At 47.5% G+C, this 15,980-nt stretch carries 20 protein-coding genes; 9 read left to right on the forward strand and 11 right to left on the reverse strand.

All coding sequences use genetic code 11. From position 1 onward, the window contains the following. Nucleotides 1–23: 23 nt before the first annotated feature. From HDR50_RS11965 to HDR50_RS11990, 6 genes are all read right to left on the reverse strand, one after another. Nucleotides 24–644 (reverse strand): hypothetical protein, encoded by a 621-nt coding sequence (locus HDR50_RS11965; protein ID WP_291358483.1) that lies wholly within the window; start codon nucleotides 642–644, stop codon nucleotides 24–26. 25 nt (nucleotides 645–669) lie between these two features. Then, nucleotides 670–843: a hypothetical protein gene (locus HDR50_RS11970; protein WP_291358484.1), complete on the reverse strand. Its 174-nt coding sequence runs from the start codon at nucleotides 841–843 to the stop codon at nucleotides 670–672. A 69-nt stretch (nucleotides 844–912) separates the two neighbouring features. Continuing rightward, nucleotides 913–1,254 carry a hypothetical protein gene (locus tag HDR50_RS11975; protein WP_291358486.1) on the reverse strand — a complete coding sequence of 114 codons (342 nt, stop codon included), beginning with the start codon at nucleotides 1,252–1,254 and terminating at the stop codon, nucleotides 913–915. Nucleotides 1,255–1,301: 47 nt separating this feature from the next. After that, the gene (locus HDR50_RS11980) at nucleotides 1,302–1,610 is read right to left on the reverse strand and encodes a hypothetical protein (RefSeq protein ID WP_291358488.1); all 309 of its coding nucleotides are present in this window, start codon (nucleotides 1,608–1,610) and stop codon (nucleotides 1,302–1,304) included. A 13-nt stretch (nucleotides 1,611–1,623) separates the two neighbouring features. Next, nucleotides 1,624–2,547: a WYL domain-containing protein gene (locus HDR50_RS11985; protein ID WP_291358490.1), complete on the reverse strand. Its 924-nt coding sequence runs from the start codon at nucleotides 2,545–2,547 to the stop codon at nucleotides 1,624–1,626. A gap of 301 nt (nucleotides 2,548–2,848) precedes the next feature. Continuing rightward, nucleotides 2,849–3,184: a helix-turn-helix transcriptional regulator gene (locus HDR50_RS11990; protein ID WP_291358492.1), complete on the reverse strand. Its 336-nt coding sequence runs from the start codon at nucleotides 3,182–3,184 to the stop codon at nucleotides 2,849–2,851. 150 nt (nucleotides 3,185–3,334) lie between these two features. Here HDR50_RS11990 and HDR50_RS11995 point away from each other — a divergent pair, with 150 nt between their 5' ends. From HDR50_RS11995 to HDR50_RS12005, 3 genes are all read left to right on the forward strand, one after another. Further along, the gene (locus tag HDR50_RS11995) at nucleotides 3,335–3,859 is read left to right on the forward strand and encodes a hypothetical protein (protein WP_291358493.1); all 525 of its coding nucleotides are present in this window, start codon (nucleotides 3,335–3,337) and stop codon (nucleotides 3,857–3,859) included. Nucleotides 3,860–3,936: 77 nt separating this feature from the next. After that, nucleotides 3,937–5,319: a hypothetical protein gene (locus HDR50_RS12000; protein ID WP_291358494.1), complete on the forward strand. Its 1,383-nt coding sequence runs from the start codon at nucleotides 3,937–3,939 to the stop codon at nucleotides 5,317–5,319. A gap of 106 nt (nucleotides 5,320–5,425) precedes the next feature. Further along, nucleotides 5,426–6,007 (forward strand): hypothetical protein, encoded by a 582-nt coding sequence (locus HDR50_RS12005; protein WP_291358495.1) that lies wholly within the window; start codon nucleotides 5,426–5,428, stop codon nucleotides 6,005–6,007. Here HDR50_RS12005 and HDR50_RS12010 read toward each other — a convergent pair. Next, nucleotides 6,004–6,948 carry a WYL domain-containing protein gene (locus HDR50_RS12010; RefSeq protein ID WP_291358497.1) on the reverse strand — a complete coding sequence of 315 codons (945 nt, stop codon included), beginning with the start codon at nucleotides 6,946–6,948 and terminating at the stop codon, nucleotides 6,004–6,006. The genes HDR50_RS12005 and HDR50_RS12010 overlap by 4 nt on opposite strands. Before the next feature lie 270 nt (nucleotides 6,949–7,218). On the opposite strand from HDR50_RS12010, the gene HDR50_RS12015 reads away from it, so the two are divergent. The 3 genes from HDR50_RS12015 (at nucleotide 7,219) to HDR50_RS12025 (ending at nucleotide 11,201) form a co-directional block, all read left to right on the forward strand. Then, nucleotides 7,219–8,274, forward strand: a complete 1,056-nt coding sequence (locus HDR50_RS12015) for a hypothetical protein (RefSeq protein ID WP_291358499.1) — start codon at nucleotides 7,219–7,221, stop codon at nucleotides 8,272–8,274. Between the two features lie 216 nt (nucleotides 8,275–8,490). After that, nucleotides 8,491–8,634 carry a hypothetical protein gene (locus HDR50_RS12020; RefSeq protein WP_291358501.1) on the forward strand — a complete coding sequence of 48 codons (144 nt, stop codon included), beginning with the start codon at nucleotides 8,491–8,493 and terminating at the stop codon, nucleotides 8,632–8,634. Nucleotides 8,635–8,669: 35 nt separating this feature from the next. Further along, complete coding sequence (locus HDR50_RS12025) at nucleotides 8,670–11,201, forward strand: VIT and VWA domain-containing protein (RefSeq protein ID WP_291358502.1); 2,532 nt, start codon at nucleotides 8,670–8,672, stop codon at nucleotides 11,199–11,201. Between the two features lie 338 nt (nucleotides 11,202–11,539). On the opposite strand, the gene HDR50_RS12030 is transcribed toward HDR50_RS12025, so the two are convergent. Next, complete coding sequence (locus HDR50_RS12030) at nucleotides 11,540–11,824, reverse strand: hypothetical protein (protein ID WP_291358504.1); 285 nt, start codon at nucleotides 11,822–11,824, stop codon at nucleotides 11,540–11,542. A gap of 248 nt (nucleotides 11,825–12,072) precedes the next feature. On the opposite strand from HDR50_RS12030, the gene HDR50_RS12035 reads away from it, so the two are divergent. After that, complete coding sequence (locus tag HDR50_RS12035; RefSeq protein WP_291358506.1) at nucleotides 12,073–13,125, forward strand: MBL fold metallo-hydrolase; 1,053 nt, start codon at nucleotides 12,073–12,075, stop codon at nucleotides 13,123–13,125. Between the two features lie 21 nt (nucleotides 13,126–13,146). On the opposite strand, the gene HDR50_RS12040 is transcribed toward HDR50_RS12035, so the two are convergent. Both HDR50_RS12040 and HDR50_RS12045 read right to left on the reverse strand, forming a co-directional pair. Continuing rightward, nucleotides 13,147–13,479 (reverse strand): type II toxin-antitoxin system PemK/MazF family toxin, encoded by a 333-nt coding sequence (locus HDR50_RS12040; RefSeq protein ID WP_365817724.1) that lies wholly within the window; start codon nucleotides 13,477–13,479, stop codon nucleotides 13,147–13,149. Continuing rightward, nucleotides 13,479–13,736: an antitoxin gene (locus tag HDR50_RS12045; protein ID WP_291358508.1), complete on the reverse strand. Its 258-nt coding sequence runs from the start codon at nucleotides 13,734–13,736 to the stop codon at nucleotides 13,479–13,481. The genes HDR50_RS12040 and HDR50_RS12045 overlap by 1 nt, the downstream gene beginning before the upstream one ends. Nucleotides 13,737–14,241: 505 nt before the next feature. Here HDR50_RS12045 and HDR50_RS12050 point away from each other — a divergent pair. After that, nucleotides 14,242–14,904 (forward strand): ERF family protein, encoded by a 663-nt coding sequence (locus tag HDR50_RS12050; protein ID WP_291358509.1) that lies wholly within the window; start codon nucleotides 14,242–14,244, stop codon nucleotides 14,902–14,904. 9 nt (nucleotides 14,905–14,913) lie between these two features. Then, the gene (locus HDR50_RS12055) at nucleotides 14,914–15,210 is read left to right on the forward strand and encodes a hypothetical protein (RefSeq protein WP_291358510.1); all 297 of its coding nucleotides are present in this window, start codon (nucleotides 14,914–14,916) and stop codon (nucleotides 15,208–15,210) included. Between the two features lie 11 nt (nucleotides 15,211–15,221). On the opposite strand, the gene HDR50_RS12060 is transcribed toward HDR50_RS12055, so the two are convergent. Continuing rightward, complete coding sequence (locus HDR50_RS12060; RefSeq protein ID WP_291358511.1) at nucleotides 15,222–15,944, reverse strand: IS3 family transposase; 723 nt, start codon at nucleotides 15,942–15,944, stop codon at nucleotides 15,222–15,224. Nucleotides 15,945–15,980: the final 36 nt, after the last annotated feature.

Raw genomic sequence — 15,980 nt, forward strand, 5'->3', positions numbered from 1 at the left:
CTGTGGAATTGCTGCACCCTATGCTACGCTGGATTTGTTGGCATATATCTCTTCATAAAGCTTGCAGCGCTTGAACTTTTGAAGAGAAAATCTTGAAGCCTCGAATATATACGTCCATACTCGTCTGACCACTCTTCTGTTTGGAGATTTTTATCAATATAAAAATAATCTGATAATACTGAACTATCTATACTGTAGCCACTCATTCCATGCTCCTCAAATATTTTATTACACCTTATGAATACAGGTCTATATAGAAAAAACACTCTTGACGCACGCCTTTGTATATCACTAAGAAAATAAACTTCATTATTTCGCACAGAAAGAATATCTTTCCATGCTTTTAAAGTATTTCCATTATCTTCTATGTTATTTTGAAGCATATAAGAAATAGCATTTTCTAATTTATATGTTTTTTCACGTTGCTGCTTAAGATCCATAAGTTCTCTATTTAGTTTCATCATATTTGTAGAATATGTATCCAGATAGTCATATAACTCAGGTGCTGTCATCGTAGGGAAGTATTCCGGATTATGGAGCTTAAACGAAAGCTTACCATTTCCATCATCCGCGAACAGGGCCGTTGCTACTAATGCTGCAATCCCTGAGATGGCTCCACCTAAAAAGGCTGCTGATACGGCCATTATTGGTCTCCTTTCTCTGAGAGAGTTATCTATCTGACGTGTGGTTTTGATCAGATCCCATGCCGATATTCCCATCATTATCAGGCACTGAAGATATGTCTGCTTTTGAAGGGAACAATTTATCAAAGATAAGGCATGCAGTCGCAATCCCAATAATTGCTGTTGCCGCGCCGCCAATGAATGTCATGATTTTTCCCATATGTTCCTCTCGTGATGTTTATGTTGAATGATTAAATATGTAATATATAGCTATAAATTTCTGATATATTTAAAGCAGGAGTTTTTTTATAATCATCATTGTGTATTGGGCTTTTGTGGACTTGATAAGAAATGTTCGAGTGCAAAAGTCATTGAGTGCTTGTTCAATGCAAGGGACATTTGAACTGAAATCCCCCAAGCTGATTTCGCTACCGTCATCAGCAATTTTGACTGATGCACAGGAGATGTAAATCTTCTTATCGTCAAAGCCATTTAGGATGAGACTGGCATTAATTTTCCCATCCTTGAAAAACAGGCTCTTGAGCTTCCCGTATTTGCCAATATGCTGATTGATGAGAGTTTTTCCCGCTGAGTCCGCCATCATTGACGCTACCGTATCGAAAATAGCCATTGATCACCTCACTTACGGAGGAAGTTTTGACTTCCTTGAAGCTGATACTAGGAAGCGATATTTGAGAGTGTATCTACATGGAGACGCTTTGCTTCATACTGGAAGAAATGGAGATGATCCTTATCTGCGGTCATCATCGCATCTCCAATGTCCTGAACTCTGAATTCATACACGACATAATCGTATTCTGTCTCATCTCTATATTTGCTGGTCATGACATGGGCTTCATGCCTGTCCATGGTGATGTGGACGGGTATGAACTTGGCTGGCCTGCCATAAATGATCTTGTAGGTGATGTAGGCCAAACCCTTAGCGGCTGTTCCACATCCACTCGATTTTTGCTTCTGTTCGCTCATTTTCTGCTCGGTATTATTGATCTTTTTCGGGATGTGAGCTCAAGCCTTCCTCCACGTTGTCTTCGTCTGCCATGCTCACTACGGTGGCATTTTTCCCAAACTGGCGAGCCCAGCGCACGACCTCTTGCGGTTCGGCAACCGAGACCGTCAGCAGGAGGCTGCCATCCGGCTGTTCCTCCAAATGTTGGCTCTCATGCCACTGGCATTCGCGGATATAGGGGATAGCCTCGCCGGTGAAGCGGATGGTGATGGGTTTAGGCGTCTCTCCGAGGAAAGCCAGGAATGCGTTCCTCTGGCGTTCGCAGAAGCCGTCCTCGGCGTTGGGAGTGGGCGGCAGGCAAATGCCGGTAGGTTGGATTTCCCGTATGCGGTTCAGGCGGAAGACCTTCCATGCCGGCGGCGTTTCATCCACTGTGCGCGCATAGAGGTAGAGGGCGCGCTGGCGCAGATAAATGCGTCTGGGGTCAACCTCACGCCAGCTTTCCGTCCAGGTGCCGCTGCGGCAATAGAGCATGCGGATGCGCCTGCCTTCCTTTACGGCATCGGTGAGGGCCAGAAAGACTTCCGGCTTCACGCCATAGGTCTTCTCGGTGACTTCACTGTCGAAGCACTGGAGCAACTGCTCCCTGAACGGGCTATCGAGGCCGCCTGCCAGTTTCCTGCCGACCTCTATGGCCTTGGCGGCCAGCAGGCCGTCCCCAGAGGTGCTGAGATACTCCAGGGCGAACAGCAGGATAACCCTGTCAGAAAGGCTGAGGTCGTGGATGGGCGTGAGGCGATCCTCGGTAATACGGAAACCGCTCCCCTTGCGGTACTCAAAGCAGAATCCCAGCGAGGCCAGGGCATCCTTGTCCTTATAGAACTGGGAGCGCGAGATACCGAAAGTTTTCAGGACGGTTTTCAAGCTCTGACTGGGTACATTCCTGATTTCCTGCATGATGTGAAGGAGCCGGAGCGTTCTGGCCAGCTCGGCGGCGTCCTTCCCACTTGCCGCTGTCGATTTTTGATTTATACGCGTCATAATTTGATTTATACTCGTCATGCGGAATAGCATGCAAGAAAAAAGAGGAGAAAAAAATAGCTTCCAGTCCACCCCTCAGTGGACTGGAAGCAAATTTCATATGGCAAAGGAATTTGTTCTGGCTATTCTGAACGTGCTTCCGAGATTTTGGGCCGGAGTATCTCTCAAGCAGATTTTATACCGACGGGGGTAGCGTCGAATGTCGGGCTATGCCCTGTCAATCCTTACGAAAGTTCATGACACGTGCGGCATCGGCCACGAGGTTGACCAAGGCTTCCTGGCCCCCTGGGGGCAATGTGGCCAGAATATCCGCTATGGTGGCTGCCCGTTCCTGGAGTGCCTCAGATTCGCGGCGAAAAAGGAAGGGCACCGTGCATTTAAGATGAGAGGCAATATCCTCAAGGCGTCCCATCTTGGGCGCGATCCGGCCCTTTTCCATTCGGTTCAGGGCGTCTTGGGTAATACCAAGCCGCGTAGCCAGCTCTTTCTGACTGAGGCCAAGAAGCTTGCGGCGGTTTGCGATATTTTGTCCAACAAGTTCAACAAGTTTCATGACAACTCCTTTAATATTTTGTCATGAAACCATTAAAAATTCTTTACGATTTAGAAGATTAAAAGTAGAATTATAAATCTAGAAATCCTAGGGTGACACGTGTCGATGAAACGAGATTGCATGTCCCTATAGTTCGGCGGGAGGAGCAAAATGGCTTTGAATTTTAAATCCATGGATTCTCTTAATCCAATAAAAAAGGTTCTTGATGACGCCGCAAGTGCACTGAATGACCCCTCTCGAACCATAAAGACGAGCGATATTCCGGATGTACTCGGTGCCGCTCTTGGGGCAGGGGCAGGAGGAGCGATAGGTTTTGCAGGACTATGGGGGCTTGGTGTTGCTGGATTAAGCGCTGCAGGAATGACATCTGCGTTGGCTACTGCTGGTGCGCTTGTTGGTGGCGGTATGGCAGCAGGGGTGGGAGTTCTGGCTGCGCCAGCAGTGGTACTTAGTGTCGCAGGGTATGGGGTTCTGGCACACCATAAAAAGAAAAAACTTTTAGCTGCAAAACAGGAACTCTATGCCGCCGCTTTGAAGAAGCAGAATGCAATACTTGAAGAACTAAGGAAAAAGCAAGAATTATCTGAGGATAGGATTAAGTATCTTGAGTCATTGAATATAATGTTGACCTCCGCAATAAAGGATTTAAATGCAGATATATCGGAGGCCGCATAAATTATATTCTCCTAGCCAATTTTGACGTGGGAAATAATAAATATTTTTAAAAATTTGTATAATTTCGAGGGGAAGTCATGTACCATAACGATGATAGAAACAATTTGAAAATATTTAAATATCACCAAAAATTATCTGAACAGATAAATAATAAATCTGATGACTTATCTAATATATTAGAGGAGAGAATCTTGGAATCTGAAGAATTATTAAATAAGTTAGGTTATAATCCTAAATTTGTAAAAAATAATCCCCCAAGTAATATATTAAATGGTCTCAAGCTCAGGAGTTATAATGAGATTCTTTTAGATTCTTCTATAGTTTTAAATGATGATGATATATATTCATTTGAAGATATTCTCTCTCAGCAAGAAATTGAAGATGTAAATAAAAGAATTGATGATATTGATAAGCTATTTATTAATAAAACAAAAATGAATCGTACAGATGTATATATTTTGTTACTTGCAACCGCATTACAAACTCTAAAATGGCTACTCCTTCCAGTAATTGGTGAAACAAATAAAGATAGCAATCGTATGGATCATAATGACCCAGAAATAGAAAGAGAGCATAAGCAAACACTTAACGAAATGAGGGATAAACACTATTCAAGAGATAAGAATCCTCAGGGGACATACTGGGAGCCAAAGAAAGATGATGCACATCCTAAATCTTGGATTGAGATACTCTACACAAAAGCACCTTATGATGTTCTTCCAGGTAGTTCTGCTTTAGGTCTTGGCTTATCTGGTAAAAATCATAGGCTCAAAACTCTTGGGCATGATCCAATTTTAGGGTGGATTTTTGGAACGGCTAATTTTATGACCGATACTGCAACATTAGCTTCATTTGATAGCTATAGAATTAAAAAAGCACATTGGGTGAATGAGCCGGTATCATTAGTACAGCTTTTTTCGGAGGTTATTGACTTAACAAGATTTGATTGGAGATGCCTCTGTGCTGCGTTAGTTGCACAAGGTGCTCATTTAGCATCAGATAAATACACGAAAATGGGGTTACCTATTCCATTTTTATCAACTTTTAATGAGGAATGGGCAAGTAAACTATATACGAAACAATATGACTATCTCTGTTTACAAAGGGATCTAAAAACAGTAGCACTTTCTGCGTCTATTTCAATATTAATAAATATGATTATAAGCTTTATTCACAGTATGTACTATTCACCAGTAAATGATGGAATTGATAAAAATTTGTATGAAGTCCGAACAAGAAAAATATTACTTCTTTCGAATTTCCTCGCGACATCAAGTAATACAATTTTTTGTTGTATTACGAAAAATCCCCATAAGTTAGATATAGGTGGTATTTTAGTAACTTTAAGCCGTCTTTTTTTAGATATAAGATTTATTACAAAAATTAAGGATGAATTTATCCAGATGGAAATTGATAAAGATTTGAATAGAGAACTTGAATATCTTAATAATTTTGGATAAAATATTGTCTATTAATATAAAGATTATTACTTCATTATGATCTATTATCAATTGATTATAACACAAAATGCTCATTATGCACAACCACAAACAATAGGGGGAAGTAATGACATCGGATAAAAACAGGAATGGCGTGGCCTCCAACGTGCGCCTCATTGGACTCCTGACTGAGGTCAGCCATAAAGACTCTCAGAACAAATACCTGCTCGATCTTTATAAGCGCCATGACAAATACAGCCCGGATTCTCTGGTGCAGGAGATTCGGGAAGACGCTTCCAATACCCTCCTCCGGCCCTTCAAGGGATCACCCAACTATGATGAGGTGGTCAGAATGGTCGCTGAAAAGATAGGTATCAAAAAGCAAGAACTGACGGAAGACGAAGCAGAAAATGAGCTGCTCATTCTTCAAAAAATGCTCAAAGATTATGTAAAGAAGCATCCAGAGGCGGAAGAAAAGCTCAATATGCAGGTTAAGGAGATGGGTGAAGGATATACAGATGTTCTTTCCCTGCTAAAAATGAATAGCACACGCAGCTTGCTTGCTGTTGCGTCTGTGCTCACAGGGATAATGCCTGGCATCGTTACCGCAGCCGCTATAGCAGGGCCTGCCTGGCGCAAGATCGTGCCTTCTGTGATCGACATTGCCGCACTCCGTTTGCAGCAAAAGCAGGAAGGAACGCCTTCTTAGGGGGCGGTTTCCAGACTGGACTCCTCCCCGAAGCTTCTGACCCAGGCCATGAGCTCGGGTTCGCTTGAAGTCGTAATTTGCAGGATGACGCTGCCGTCATCCTGCTTTTCTATTTTTTGCGTTTCTGACCAGATGCGCTCCGAAACATAGTCGGCGGCCTTTCCGGCCTTGAAATGGATGCGGAAGGTACGGGGCTCGTGCCAGGGGAAACCGAAATTACCAGAGCCCACTTCGGGGAAATCAATGCTGAAGGTTTTGTCGGTCAGCACCACATCCTGAATGCGGTGAATGGCAAAATTCAGGAAATGCCTCACGGTGCCGTAGTCCTCCGCCATGGTCGCGCCCACGACATAAAGCGCCTGGTTCATGCTTATGAGGCGATGCGGAGCGAAACGATGTTCCTTGGGAGTGTGTGCGCCGGCAGCCTTGTACCGCACGAGGCAGACGCGGCTCTGGTCAATGGCTGTGAGGAGTTTTTCTATGAAGGGGAAGGCTGCCCGGTAGTCGATCCTTCCCTTGCTGAAAAACGTAATCAACGGTTCTTTCTGGCTCGTCGGCCCTTGAGAACCTCTTTCTGCCATCTGGACGGACATGTTGAAGATGGTGTCGTCCACCCGCGAGAGTATCTGCTCCGGCAAGGTCTGGGCGGCGAGGTCACGACACACGGAAAGGTAGCGCAGCTCTTCAAATTCCAGGCCGAGGAGTTTTGGACTGGGTGAGGAAATCCTGTACCACTTGCGTCGGTTGTCCAGCCCGTACTCCAGATTCGCGCCGATGACGGATTCGATGTCCGCCATGATGCGAATGATGGTCTGTGCGGAGCATTGAAACTCGCTGGCAAGGTCGGTCTGGTAATGCCGCTGGCCATTGAGCAGCAGCTTACGGAAGACGCGTAGGAGCTTGACGCTGGGGGAGCTGTCCTGATCCATTTTTTCGGGCATAGTTATTTCCTTTTTAGAAGGCGATAGCAAGCGAACATTCCAGAATCCAGAAATCAAAAAATTTTAGCGAAAGATCAAAACTTTCCGTTTTCTGGAAATATCATGATCTAACTTACATAGCAAGGAATCATGGAACCATAGCAGACGCACAACGTGACAAATTTCTAGTGGCTGGAGGCCGAAAAATGAAGGAGAAAAGGATGGGCCGTACAGAAATAGATAAATATCTAAAATTCACAAATACTCATTGGGTAAAGAAGGAGGGATAATGTGATTATCAAATATCTTTCCCCACTGCTTTTGGCAATTTCTCTGTTAAAGCAAGCTAAAAAAAATAAAAAGGAGAGAGTCATGAACCCCATGGATAATGAAAATCAGTCCGCATCACGACCCCACCCGCCCTATAGGTTTGAGCTCACACGTTTTACAAAATATATGATCAAGAATGTGAGTTTAGATAAGTTTATGCTCTTTAGTTTATATGTTAGGTATGGTTATGTTCCAGGTGTTTTTATTTGTTATTATAATGAAGAACACAATATAATTTTTATAAGAGCGCGTAGATGGACAAATAATCCAGATGATTTTTGTCAAGATCGAGAGTGGAAAGATGGTTCAACATCTTACCTTGACGAAATATTTGTGCCAAATACTTCTGATTATCCGGTAACGCAGATAGAAAACATTGAGCTCTCCTATAAGGATGAAACGCAAGAGCCAAAAGAACAAGATAAGAAGAGTCTATGTGATAAATTAATTAAAAATTTAGAGGAGGATATAAAAAAATATGCAGGTGATGAATTTCATTTCTATTTTTATATAACACCAATACATCAGGAATTACACGGAAACTATCAAAAAGAAGTCTCACAGGCCATTATTGATTCTGATATACTTAGATATGCGTGTCAAAATTGGATTCAATCTACCGTGGGGTATAAAGATCTAAATATCTATTTTGATTATACTAGAGGCTGCTTTTCTCCTGATTTCTTGCCAATCAAACGAAATATTATTGATCAAGCGAAACGAATATTGCTCCACGATGAAACTCCGCAAAATGAAAAATGTGATACCGATAAAAATATTGCTGAATATGCGGAAAAACTAGAAAAAGTTGCGGACTTTTATGAGGAACAATTCGAAATTTTATCAACGAAACTTTCAGATATGGGTAATAAATTGCTTGAGGAGTTACAGTCATCATTTGAAAAAGACGGCATGGATCAAATGCAGGTACTCCTCCATACCTCGCGTGACCTCACGCTCATGTCTTTTGAGCTTATACGTATGAAGGCCAAACGCTTGGAAATTTTACTGAAATAAATCTCCAATTTTTACAAGGCTGCATAGGTTGACTCGTGATTGGACAAAAAATTTTGGAAAAAGTGAGTTTTCCGTTTTCTGGAAATATCCTGTTTTAGATTCCTTGGCAACGCACGACAGCGCAGGGGGAAAATCCCCGCGCTGTCGATGCCGGAAATCATAGCCATACATCATATTCCGAAGAAACCGGCAGGAATATGCCAAGGAGGATTGCCCATGATACTGCCACCGCCTGAACGCCCCACGGTCTTCGATTTCATGGTTGAGATTGCTGAGCTGATTCTCATCGTGAAGGCCGGGAAGTGGTGGAAAGAGCGCAGAGAGAAAAAGAAGGAGCAGAAGTCCCGGAACGGGAAGTAACCCCACGTCCACACCCAAAATAAGGAGGAAAAGCCATGATGCCATTGCCACCTTACAATCGTTTTCCGCTGCCCGGAAAAATTGGCGGCGTTATCAAAATCGCCGGCGCTGCCGCCATTGTGGGCTATGAAGCCTGGAAGAAGTGGAAGGAACGCAAAGCCAGGAAGGAAGCGGAAATGGCCGCAAAAGGGCAAGGGCCGCAAGGAAACGGCACCAACACGACCGCGCAGGGGCCGATATACTCCTCGCCGGGCTCCACACGCCCTTATGGGGGCGCATCCAGGCGTACTTCGCACGGGAGGCCGTCATCGATTTTCGACGAGCCATACCCCTTTGGCCACATGGTGTCCGACAGCGGAGAGAATATCTCCCTCAAGTCGGTGTCCATCTACGGTGAGGTGGAGGGGCTCCTGTTCTCCTCCACCATCCGGCAGGAATATAAAAACGACACCGACAAGGCGCTGGAGATCATCTACACCTTCCCCCTGGGCTGGGGCACGGCGCTCCTCGGCTTGCAGGCGACCATCGGTGAAAAGCACCTCATCGGCGAGGTGGTGAAAAAGTCCGAAGCGGAGGAGAAGTACGAAAAGGCCGTGAAGGACGGCGATTCGGCCATCATGGTGCAGCAGACCTCACGTGGCCTGTACACGGCCAACCTTGGTAATATCAAGGCCGGTGAAACCGTTGTGGTGGAGATCCACTGCGCCCGGCTGCTGCGCTTTGAGCAGGGGCAGGTGCGCCTCTGTATTCCCACCGTCATCGGCGAGCGCTATGGCGACCCGTATTGTGACGGCGGTCTTGCCCCTCATGAATCCGCCAGGGTCGATCCCAAGGCGCACTATCCCTTCACGCTGGAACTGACCATCAAGGGCGACATGGCGAAAAGCTCCGTCTCCTGTCCCAGCCATCCGGCAACGATCAAAACGCTGGAGGATGGCCTGTGCGTGTCCCTGGAAGCCGGGGCCGTACTGGACAGGGATTTTATCCTGCTCATGCAGGATATTTCGGGGACTTCGCATGCGCTTTGTGTGCCGGATGAGGGCACGAGCATGGTCGTTGCCAGCTTTGCGCCAGAAATCCCTCAGAAAACAGCTTCGCCCTTGGGGCTGAAGATCCTTGTGGATTGTTCCGGCTCCATGAGCGGCTCAAGCATAGAGGAAGCGCAAAAAGGACTTGGCAAGGTGCTGAACCTGCTTGCGGCTCACGATCAGATCGCCTACAGCCGGTTTGGCTCTAATGTGGAGCATCTGACGCGAACCCTCCTACCTTGCACCCCGGAAAACCTCGAAAAGCTGTCAAAAGCCATCGATGCCACATCCGCTGACATGGGCGGCACGGAAATGGAAGGCGCGCTCCGTTCCACCTTTCATGATATAGCGGGAGACGCCCAGAATGAAGTGCCGCCGGTTGTCCTGCTGATTACGGACGGCGATGTCTGGGATGTGAAGAATATCATCGCCACGGCCAAGGACTCCGGGCACCGTATCTTCACCATAGGCGTTGGCCATGCTCCGGCGGAAAGCCTGCTGCGTGACATGGCCGAGCAGACCGGCGGTGCATGCGAGTTTGTCAGCCCGGATGAAAACATGGCTGAAGCTATCGTGCGCATGTTCCACCGGATGCGTGGAGCCATTGCCAGGAATATGCGTATCGAGTGGGGCCAGGAGCCGGTCTGGCAATCCCGTCTTCCCAAGTACATCTATGATGGCGAGACGGTACATGCCTTTGCCTTGCTCAAGGGGCAATCATCTTCCGCACCCGTCCTGAGCTGGGAGAGCGACGGCAGTACGCATCGCGCAGTCTGCCAGCGGTTTGAAACCACCGACAACGAAGACTTGCTCCGCTTGGGCCGTATGCGTCAGATGGAGGAAGTCAGCCCCGAGGAAGAAAAGCTGAGCCTTGCACTCAAGTACCAGCTCGTGAGCGACCTGACATCCCTCATCCTGGTATATGAGCGACCGGAGGATGACAAACTCGAAGGGTTGCCCACAATCCAGCAGGTACCCCAGATGCCTGCCTATGGCCATGGGGGCGGAAGAAGCTCTATGCTAGATGGTGAGTTTGATTCCCTCTTAGGACCTTCAAGTGCGTGCTTTGCCATGCGCCCCAAGGGGATGTTCAGGGGGGATAGGGTTATGGATGTCATGAAGGATCCAGCCGGGCCTGAAGAAGTGTCCTCGCTGGACTACTTCACCAACATGATGAGCCTGGATGAACTGGGACCCGGCATATTCTCCACTAAGCAGGAACTGCTGGAATATGTCCTCCTCCTCTGGCATAGGAACGTCCTCTCTCTCTCGTCGATGAAGGAGTTCATGGACAAACTCTTCGCCTCGGAAAAGGGAAAAGCGTTGAGTTTCTTCTTCGAGCGTCTGGATGATAATTCCATCCTTGAGCCCGAGCAGAACATGGCCGTCTTCCTTCAATGGGCCTTTGCCAAGCTGAATCCGGGGCAGACGCTCGACCGCCATTCCATGCGCTTCATCACGGACACCATGAAAAATGGTGACGAGACCATGGCGGAAATGGTGCCTGATTTCCTGGATGCGTGGTACACCAATTCTTAATTTGCAACGCCATAAGGGGGTGCCATGACAGGCACCCCCTTATACAATTTATGTAGAAATATGGTTACTTACGGCTTTAACGAATCTTGAAGCCAATGTGTAATTTAATATATTTGATTACTAGTATTAAATTTAAATGTGTCATCAATAGTTGGAAAGGCAGATGTTATTTATATGTTAGAAATAATGTACAAAGATGTTCTCAATAGAAGATTTATATATGAATAATTTGTTGGAAAAGATTGCGATAAAGAGTTAGCACAACGTATAAAAAGTATAAAAAATAGTTAAATATTAAAAATATAGAGAGTATGCCATAATGCCATACTCTCTATATTTTAATACATCACATGAATACCAATGTTTGAAAGCTGTTGATCCAATTGCTCTCTAAAAGGAGGCAACTTTCCAGATGCTGTATCTACAAAGTTTTTCCAACTATTACGAATGCCATCACGAGTTAGTTCGTTCAAGTCGCGTTCACTTATAGTCGACTTTGCAAACAATTCAAGTTGTTCTTCAGAATAATACTGAAGTATGAGATCAAGATTTGTAGTTTCATTTTCAATAGCCACCAGTCCCAAACCAAATTCTGCTATCACTGAAAGTTCCTTTTGACTCATGACTCCCTCCCTTATATGTTAAACGGATGCTCCTTTCTATGATTGTAATATATACAGAAATATAAATATATACAAATTTTTCTATGAAAATTAGTGCGTTTTTATATTATTTTTATAAATCCCATCAGGATAAATGTAAACTTTCAAATTTTTGCAAAGAGTGCTAATATATGTCATTACCGTGAGTTATGGCTATAAGGCTCATTTTTTATGCACCTGAGAGGATGATGAGAAAGGGTGAACTATAAATGACACGGCGATATTTTGTACTTGGTGCCCTCGCAACCGTTGTCGCTGGGGGCGTGTATTCGTGGAACCTCTGGCGGAAATTCGGGGCACTTCCTGAGCCCACCCCGATTTCTCCCAACTGGGAGGACGGTGCTTTCCACAATCTGCCGAATACGTATGTATATGCCGGGTTGGATAAGGAGCCTCTTGAAACCGGCGGCTGGCTGAAATTTTTCCTTGCCTGCGATGGGGATCGTTATCCGCCCGCGCCTGTTCCCTCTGCTCCAGCCGATTTTCATTCTCTCAAAGATGGCGAATTTGTCTGGCTTGGCCATTCCTCTTTTCTGCTTAAGCTGAATGGAAAAATCATCTGCATTGATCCTGTCCTGTCATCCCGCGCGTCCCCGGTTCCCTTCACCATACCTGCGTGGCCAGGTGCCAATCCCTACCAGGCGGCGGATTTCCCGTTTATCGATTATCTCTGCGTCAGCCATGACCATTGGGATCACCTTGACTATAAGGCCGTGAAAAACCTTGACTACGGGCACGTCCTCTGTGGCAAAGGCGTTGGGGCGCATTTTGGCGCATGGGGCAGAAAGAATTTTACCGAATTGGATTGGTGGGAAGAGTGGCGAGAGGGGCCGCTGCGTATTGTCTTCACCCCTTCTCAGCATTTTTCAGGGAGGGGACTGACCAGAAATCAAAGCCTTTGGGGCGGTTTTGTCGTCGATGCCGGGAGTGGCGGCAAGGTCTATTTCACCGGCGATGGCGGCTATGGGCATCACTTTGCGGAAATCGGCCGCAGGTATGGGCCATTCGAGAGCATTTTCCCTGATACCGGCCAATATAATCGCGCGTGGAGTACTGTGCATATGTTTCCTGAGCAGGCTGTCAGGGCGGCCCAAGATACACGGAGTCTTCTTGCCTGCCCGGCGCATATTGGCAAGTTCACACTCGCGTGGCACGCATGGGATGAGCCAACGCGCCGTTTTAGTAAAAAGGCGGAGGAAGTTGGTCAGAAGTATATCTTACCTATCATTGGCGAAAAGTTCCGTATTGACGATGATAAATAATATTTATTTGTAAAAATTAAACTAACTGAGGATAGTCTCCAGCTTGGCCAGGACTTCCTCCATCACTGATGCCGGAACCTGTTCTAAACATCTTCCGGCGCGTGCCTGTATGTCTAGCGCGCGAGGTTGATCACAACGTACCACTCCGGTTGTGCGGGTGCCGCATCCGCTCAATGAAACAGCAAAACCCGCTGTGCGAGCAAAGTTGCCTCCGCTCGTGATGGGCAAGACCACAGGCACTCGTGTTACCTTGTTGAACGCATCAGGTGATACGACCAGCACCGGGCGTGTGCCCTGCTGTTCGTGACCTGCTGTTGGGTCAAGGCTGACCAAATAAATGTCTCCTCGACGCATCAGATCAACTCCCGACCCTTGGCAGGTGATGACGTCCATGCGGCATCTTCTTCGGAAAGAGGCGCGGAAGTGTCGCACTGGGCCAATAATTCTTGCAGGCTGTATTTTTTGCGGACTCCTGGCTCAATGACCAAACGACCAGATTCCACGACCATGCTCACCGCTGAACCCGATTCCATTTGCAGCATTTCCAGAATGGCGGGAGGCACAGCCAGCATCACTGACCCTCCCACTTTTCTCAGATTGCACGTGTACATGATGCGCCTCCATAAGTTATATTTTTATATAACATGGAATCTAAACGGCTGCAAGCGGTGGCGTTTTGGACGTACCTCTTCCAATTTTTAAGGAATAGTTAGTGGCTCATCATGGATGAGGATTGATGGGGTGCTCAGCAAGTCTCCAAGCGTTATCACCCAAAGCGCCGTGATACTGGCGAAAAAAAGTCTAAGCCGCGTTGCTTGCCACGTGCCTATAACCAAGACCACACTAACTTGAAACGCATGTGATAAGCCTACGATACGTATCAGCACTAAGGCGGATGATATTGGTGAAAAGCATATTCTTCACCATCGTAAAGGAATAATTGCGTTTTATTGGAGCATAATTCATCATTTTTAAATTTTTATGCTCCCCATCTATTAAAAATTTATATATTACTCGAATAAACAAGACATTTATCCCTATATTGTCTGAAAAGCAAGAAAGCAGGGTTCGGGATTCCTGGATCCTGCTTTCTCTTTTTAACCAGAGGAGGAATCTATGCAGTCGGATTGTTCCCAGGAAATCAAGGAATTGGCCAAGGCGCTGCTCAATGTGCAGCGTCAGCTCCAACCCGCGTCCAAGGATGCTACAAACCCGTTTACCAAGAGCAAGTACGCCACGCTCAATTCGGTGATGGCTGCTAGCCGTGATGTGCTTCTGGAAAATGGCATCTGGCTCTGTCAGTACCCCGTGCCCGTGGAGACGGAAGGGTGTATCGGCCTGGCGACCAAGCTGACCCATGTGGAATCCGGGCAATGGCAGAGCTCTCTGGCTGTCGTCCCTCTGCCCAAAGCTGACCCGCAGGGCATGGGCTCAGCCCTGACCTATGCGAGACGGTATGCCCTGACCGCTATGCTGGGGATGGTCACGGAAGATGATGATGGCGAAGCAGCCAGCGGTAGGAAAGGGAGTTCAAGCAGACAGCCAAGTCCACGGCGTCAGGCGGGCAATCGTCAGGAACCAGCGTCTGCCCATCGCCATGAGACTGACGATTTGCCTGCGCTTGATGGCGTCACCTATCAGAGAATGGCATCGCAGGATGGCAGGGAGTGTATCGTAGCTAGTGGCAATACCCAGCCGAAGAAGGAGATTCTGTCCGGCCTTGGCTTTCGGTGGAATGCCCAGCGCAAGTGCTGGTGGAAATACGCAGATGCCGTATAGGAGGTCTTCATGTGTCAAATAGAACGCGCCAAGGCCCTGCTGGAGGTATTCCGGCAGGGCCTTCAGCATTATGGGGAACGGCAGACGCGCACCCAGTTGGGCGACCGATCTGCTTATCTGGGTATGAGCGAACTTGCCCGGTATGGGGAATGCCCACGAGCGGCAGTCGCAGCCAAACTCAGCCAGCAGCATACCTCCCTTGAAACTCTGCTTACGCTTCAGCGTGGGCATTGGTTTGAGGATGGCATTGCTGGCTGCTTTGGGGAACTGGGTTTGCGCCTCATGCGGCAGGTCGAGATCAGCTGACCCTACCCCATTCACGATACCAAGGATAAGTTAGTGGTTCCTGTCGTGGTTGAGGGTTGATGGATTGCCCGGAAAGCTTCGGGGCTTTGCCACCCAAGTGCGCTGTGGGGACGGTTGCAATTATAATCCTGGCGCCATTGCTCGATGAGACGCCGGGCTTCTGCCAGGGAAACGAAAATATTCTGGTTCAGGCATTCATCGCGGAGCCTTCCGTTGAAACTTTCCACAAAACCGTTATCTGTGGGGTTTCCGGGCCGACTATGCGCCAGGCCAACGCCATGTTTTTGCGCCCATTCATTCAAGGCGTGGCCTGTGAACTCCGGTCCATTGTCCGTTAGGAGCCTGCGTGGCAGGCGTCCTTGCAGCCGAAGGCGTTCGAGCACCTGCACCACCCGTTGGCCAGAAAGCGATATACCCACTTCCAGGGCTGGGGTTGACCGGTCCCAGAGGTCAAGGATGGTCAGGATACGGATACGCCGCCCTGACTCCAGACTATCGCTGACAAAATCCATCCCCCATTGCTCGTCGGGACCGATAGGCGCTGGTTGGCACGACCGCAGGACACAAGGACGCTTCTTCATGGGGCGCAAGCGCAAGGACAGGCTCTCCTCGCGGTACAGTCGCTCCGTCCGCTTATGATTCACCACGAGCCCCTCACGCCGCAACAAGACATGCAGTCGCTGAACGCCGAAACGCCGCCGCTCCTCTGCCAGTTCCCGCAGACGCCGCCGCAGCTCCGCATCCCGGTCCTATGGAGGAGGACGCCGTAC

It is taken from the genome of Desulfovibrio sp. (assembly GCF_014803725.1).
In the GTDB taxonomy this organism is placed as follows: Bacteria; Desulfobacterota; Desulfovibrionia; order Desulfovibrionales; family Desulfovibrionaceae; genus Desulfovibrio.

Bases quoted from the DNA above. Each gene is read 5' to 3' on its own strand.
- HDR50_RS11965 (WP_291358483.1), bottom strand. From the start codon at position 644: ATGGCCGTATCAGCAGCCTTTTTAGGTGGAGCCATCTCAGGGATTGCA.
- HDR50_RS11970 (WP_291358484.1), bottom strand. From the start codon at position 843: ATGGGAAAAATCATGACATTCATTGGCGGCGCGGCAACAGCAATTATT.
- HDR50_RS11975 (WP_291358486.1), bottom strand. From the start codon at position 1,254: ATGGCTATTTTCGATACGGTAGCGTCAATGATGGCGGACTCAGCGGGA.
- HDR50_RS11980 (WP_291358488.1), bottom strand. From the start codon at position 1,610: ATGAGCGAACAGAAGCAAAAATCGAGTGGATGTGGAACAGCCGCTAAG.
- HDR50_RS11985 (WP_291358490.1), bottom strand. From the start codon at position 2,547: ATGCAGGAAATCAGGAATGTACCCAGTCAGAGCTTGAAAACCGTCCTG.
- HDR50_RS11990 (WP_291358492.1), bottom strand. From the start codon at position 3,184: ATGAAACTTGTTGAACTTGTTGGACAAAATATCGCAAACCGCCGCAAG.
- HDR50_RS11995 (WP_291358493.1), top strand. From the start codon at position 3,335: ATGGCTTTGAATTTTAAATCCATGGATTCTCTTAATCCAATAAAAAAG.
- HDR50_RS12000 (WP_291358494.1), top strand. From the start codon at position 3,937: ATGTACCATAACGATGATAGAAACAATTTGAAAATATTTAAATATCAC.
- HDR50_RS12005 (WP_291358495.1), top strand. From the start codon at position 5,426: ATGACATCGGATAAAAACAGGAATGGCGTGGCCTCCAACGTGCGCCTC.
- HDR50_RS12010 (WP_291358497.1), bottom strand. From the start codon at position 6,948: ATGCCCGAAAAAATGGATCAGGACAGCTCCCCCAGCGTCAAGCTCCTA.
- HDR50_RS12020 (WP_291358501.1), top strand. From the start codon at position 8,491: ATGATACTGCCACCGCCTGAACGCCCCACGGTCTTCGATTTCATGGTT.
- HDR50_RS12025 (WP_291358502.1), top strand. From the start codon at position 8,670: ATGATGCCATTGCCACCTTACAATCGTTTTCCGCTGCCCGGAAAAATT.
- HDR50_RS12030 (WP_291358504.1), bottom strand. From the start codon at position 11,824: ATGAGTCAAAAGGAACTTTCAGTGATAGCAGAATTTGGTTTGGGACTG.
- HDR50_RS12035 (WP_291358506.1), top strand. From the start codon at position 12,073: ATGACACGGCGATATTTTGTACTTGGTGCCCTCGCAACCGTTGTCGCT.
- HDR50_RS12040 (WP_365817724.1), bottom strand. From the start codon at position 13,479: ATGCGTCGAGGAGACATTTATTTGGTCAGCCTTGACCCAACAGCAGGT.
- HDR50_RS12045 (WP_291358508.1), bottom strand. From the start codon at position 13,736: ATGTACACGTGCAATCTGAGAAAAGTGGGAGGGTCAGTGATGCTGGCT.
- HDR50_RS12050 (WP_291358509.1), top strand. From the start codon at position 14,242: ATGCAGTCGGATTGTTCCCAGGAAATCAAGGAATTGGCCAAGGCGCTG.
- HDR50_RS12055 (WP_291358510.1), top strand. From the start codon at position 14,914: ATGTGTCAAATAGAACGCGCCAAGGCCCTGCTGGAGGTATTCCGGCAG.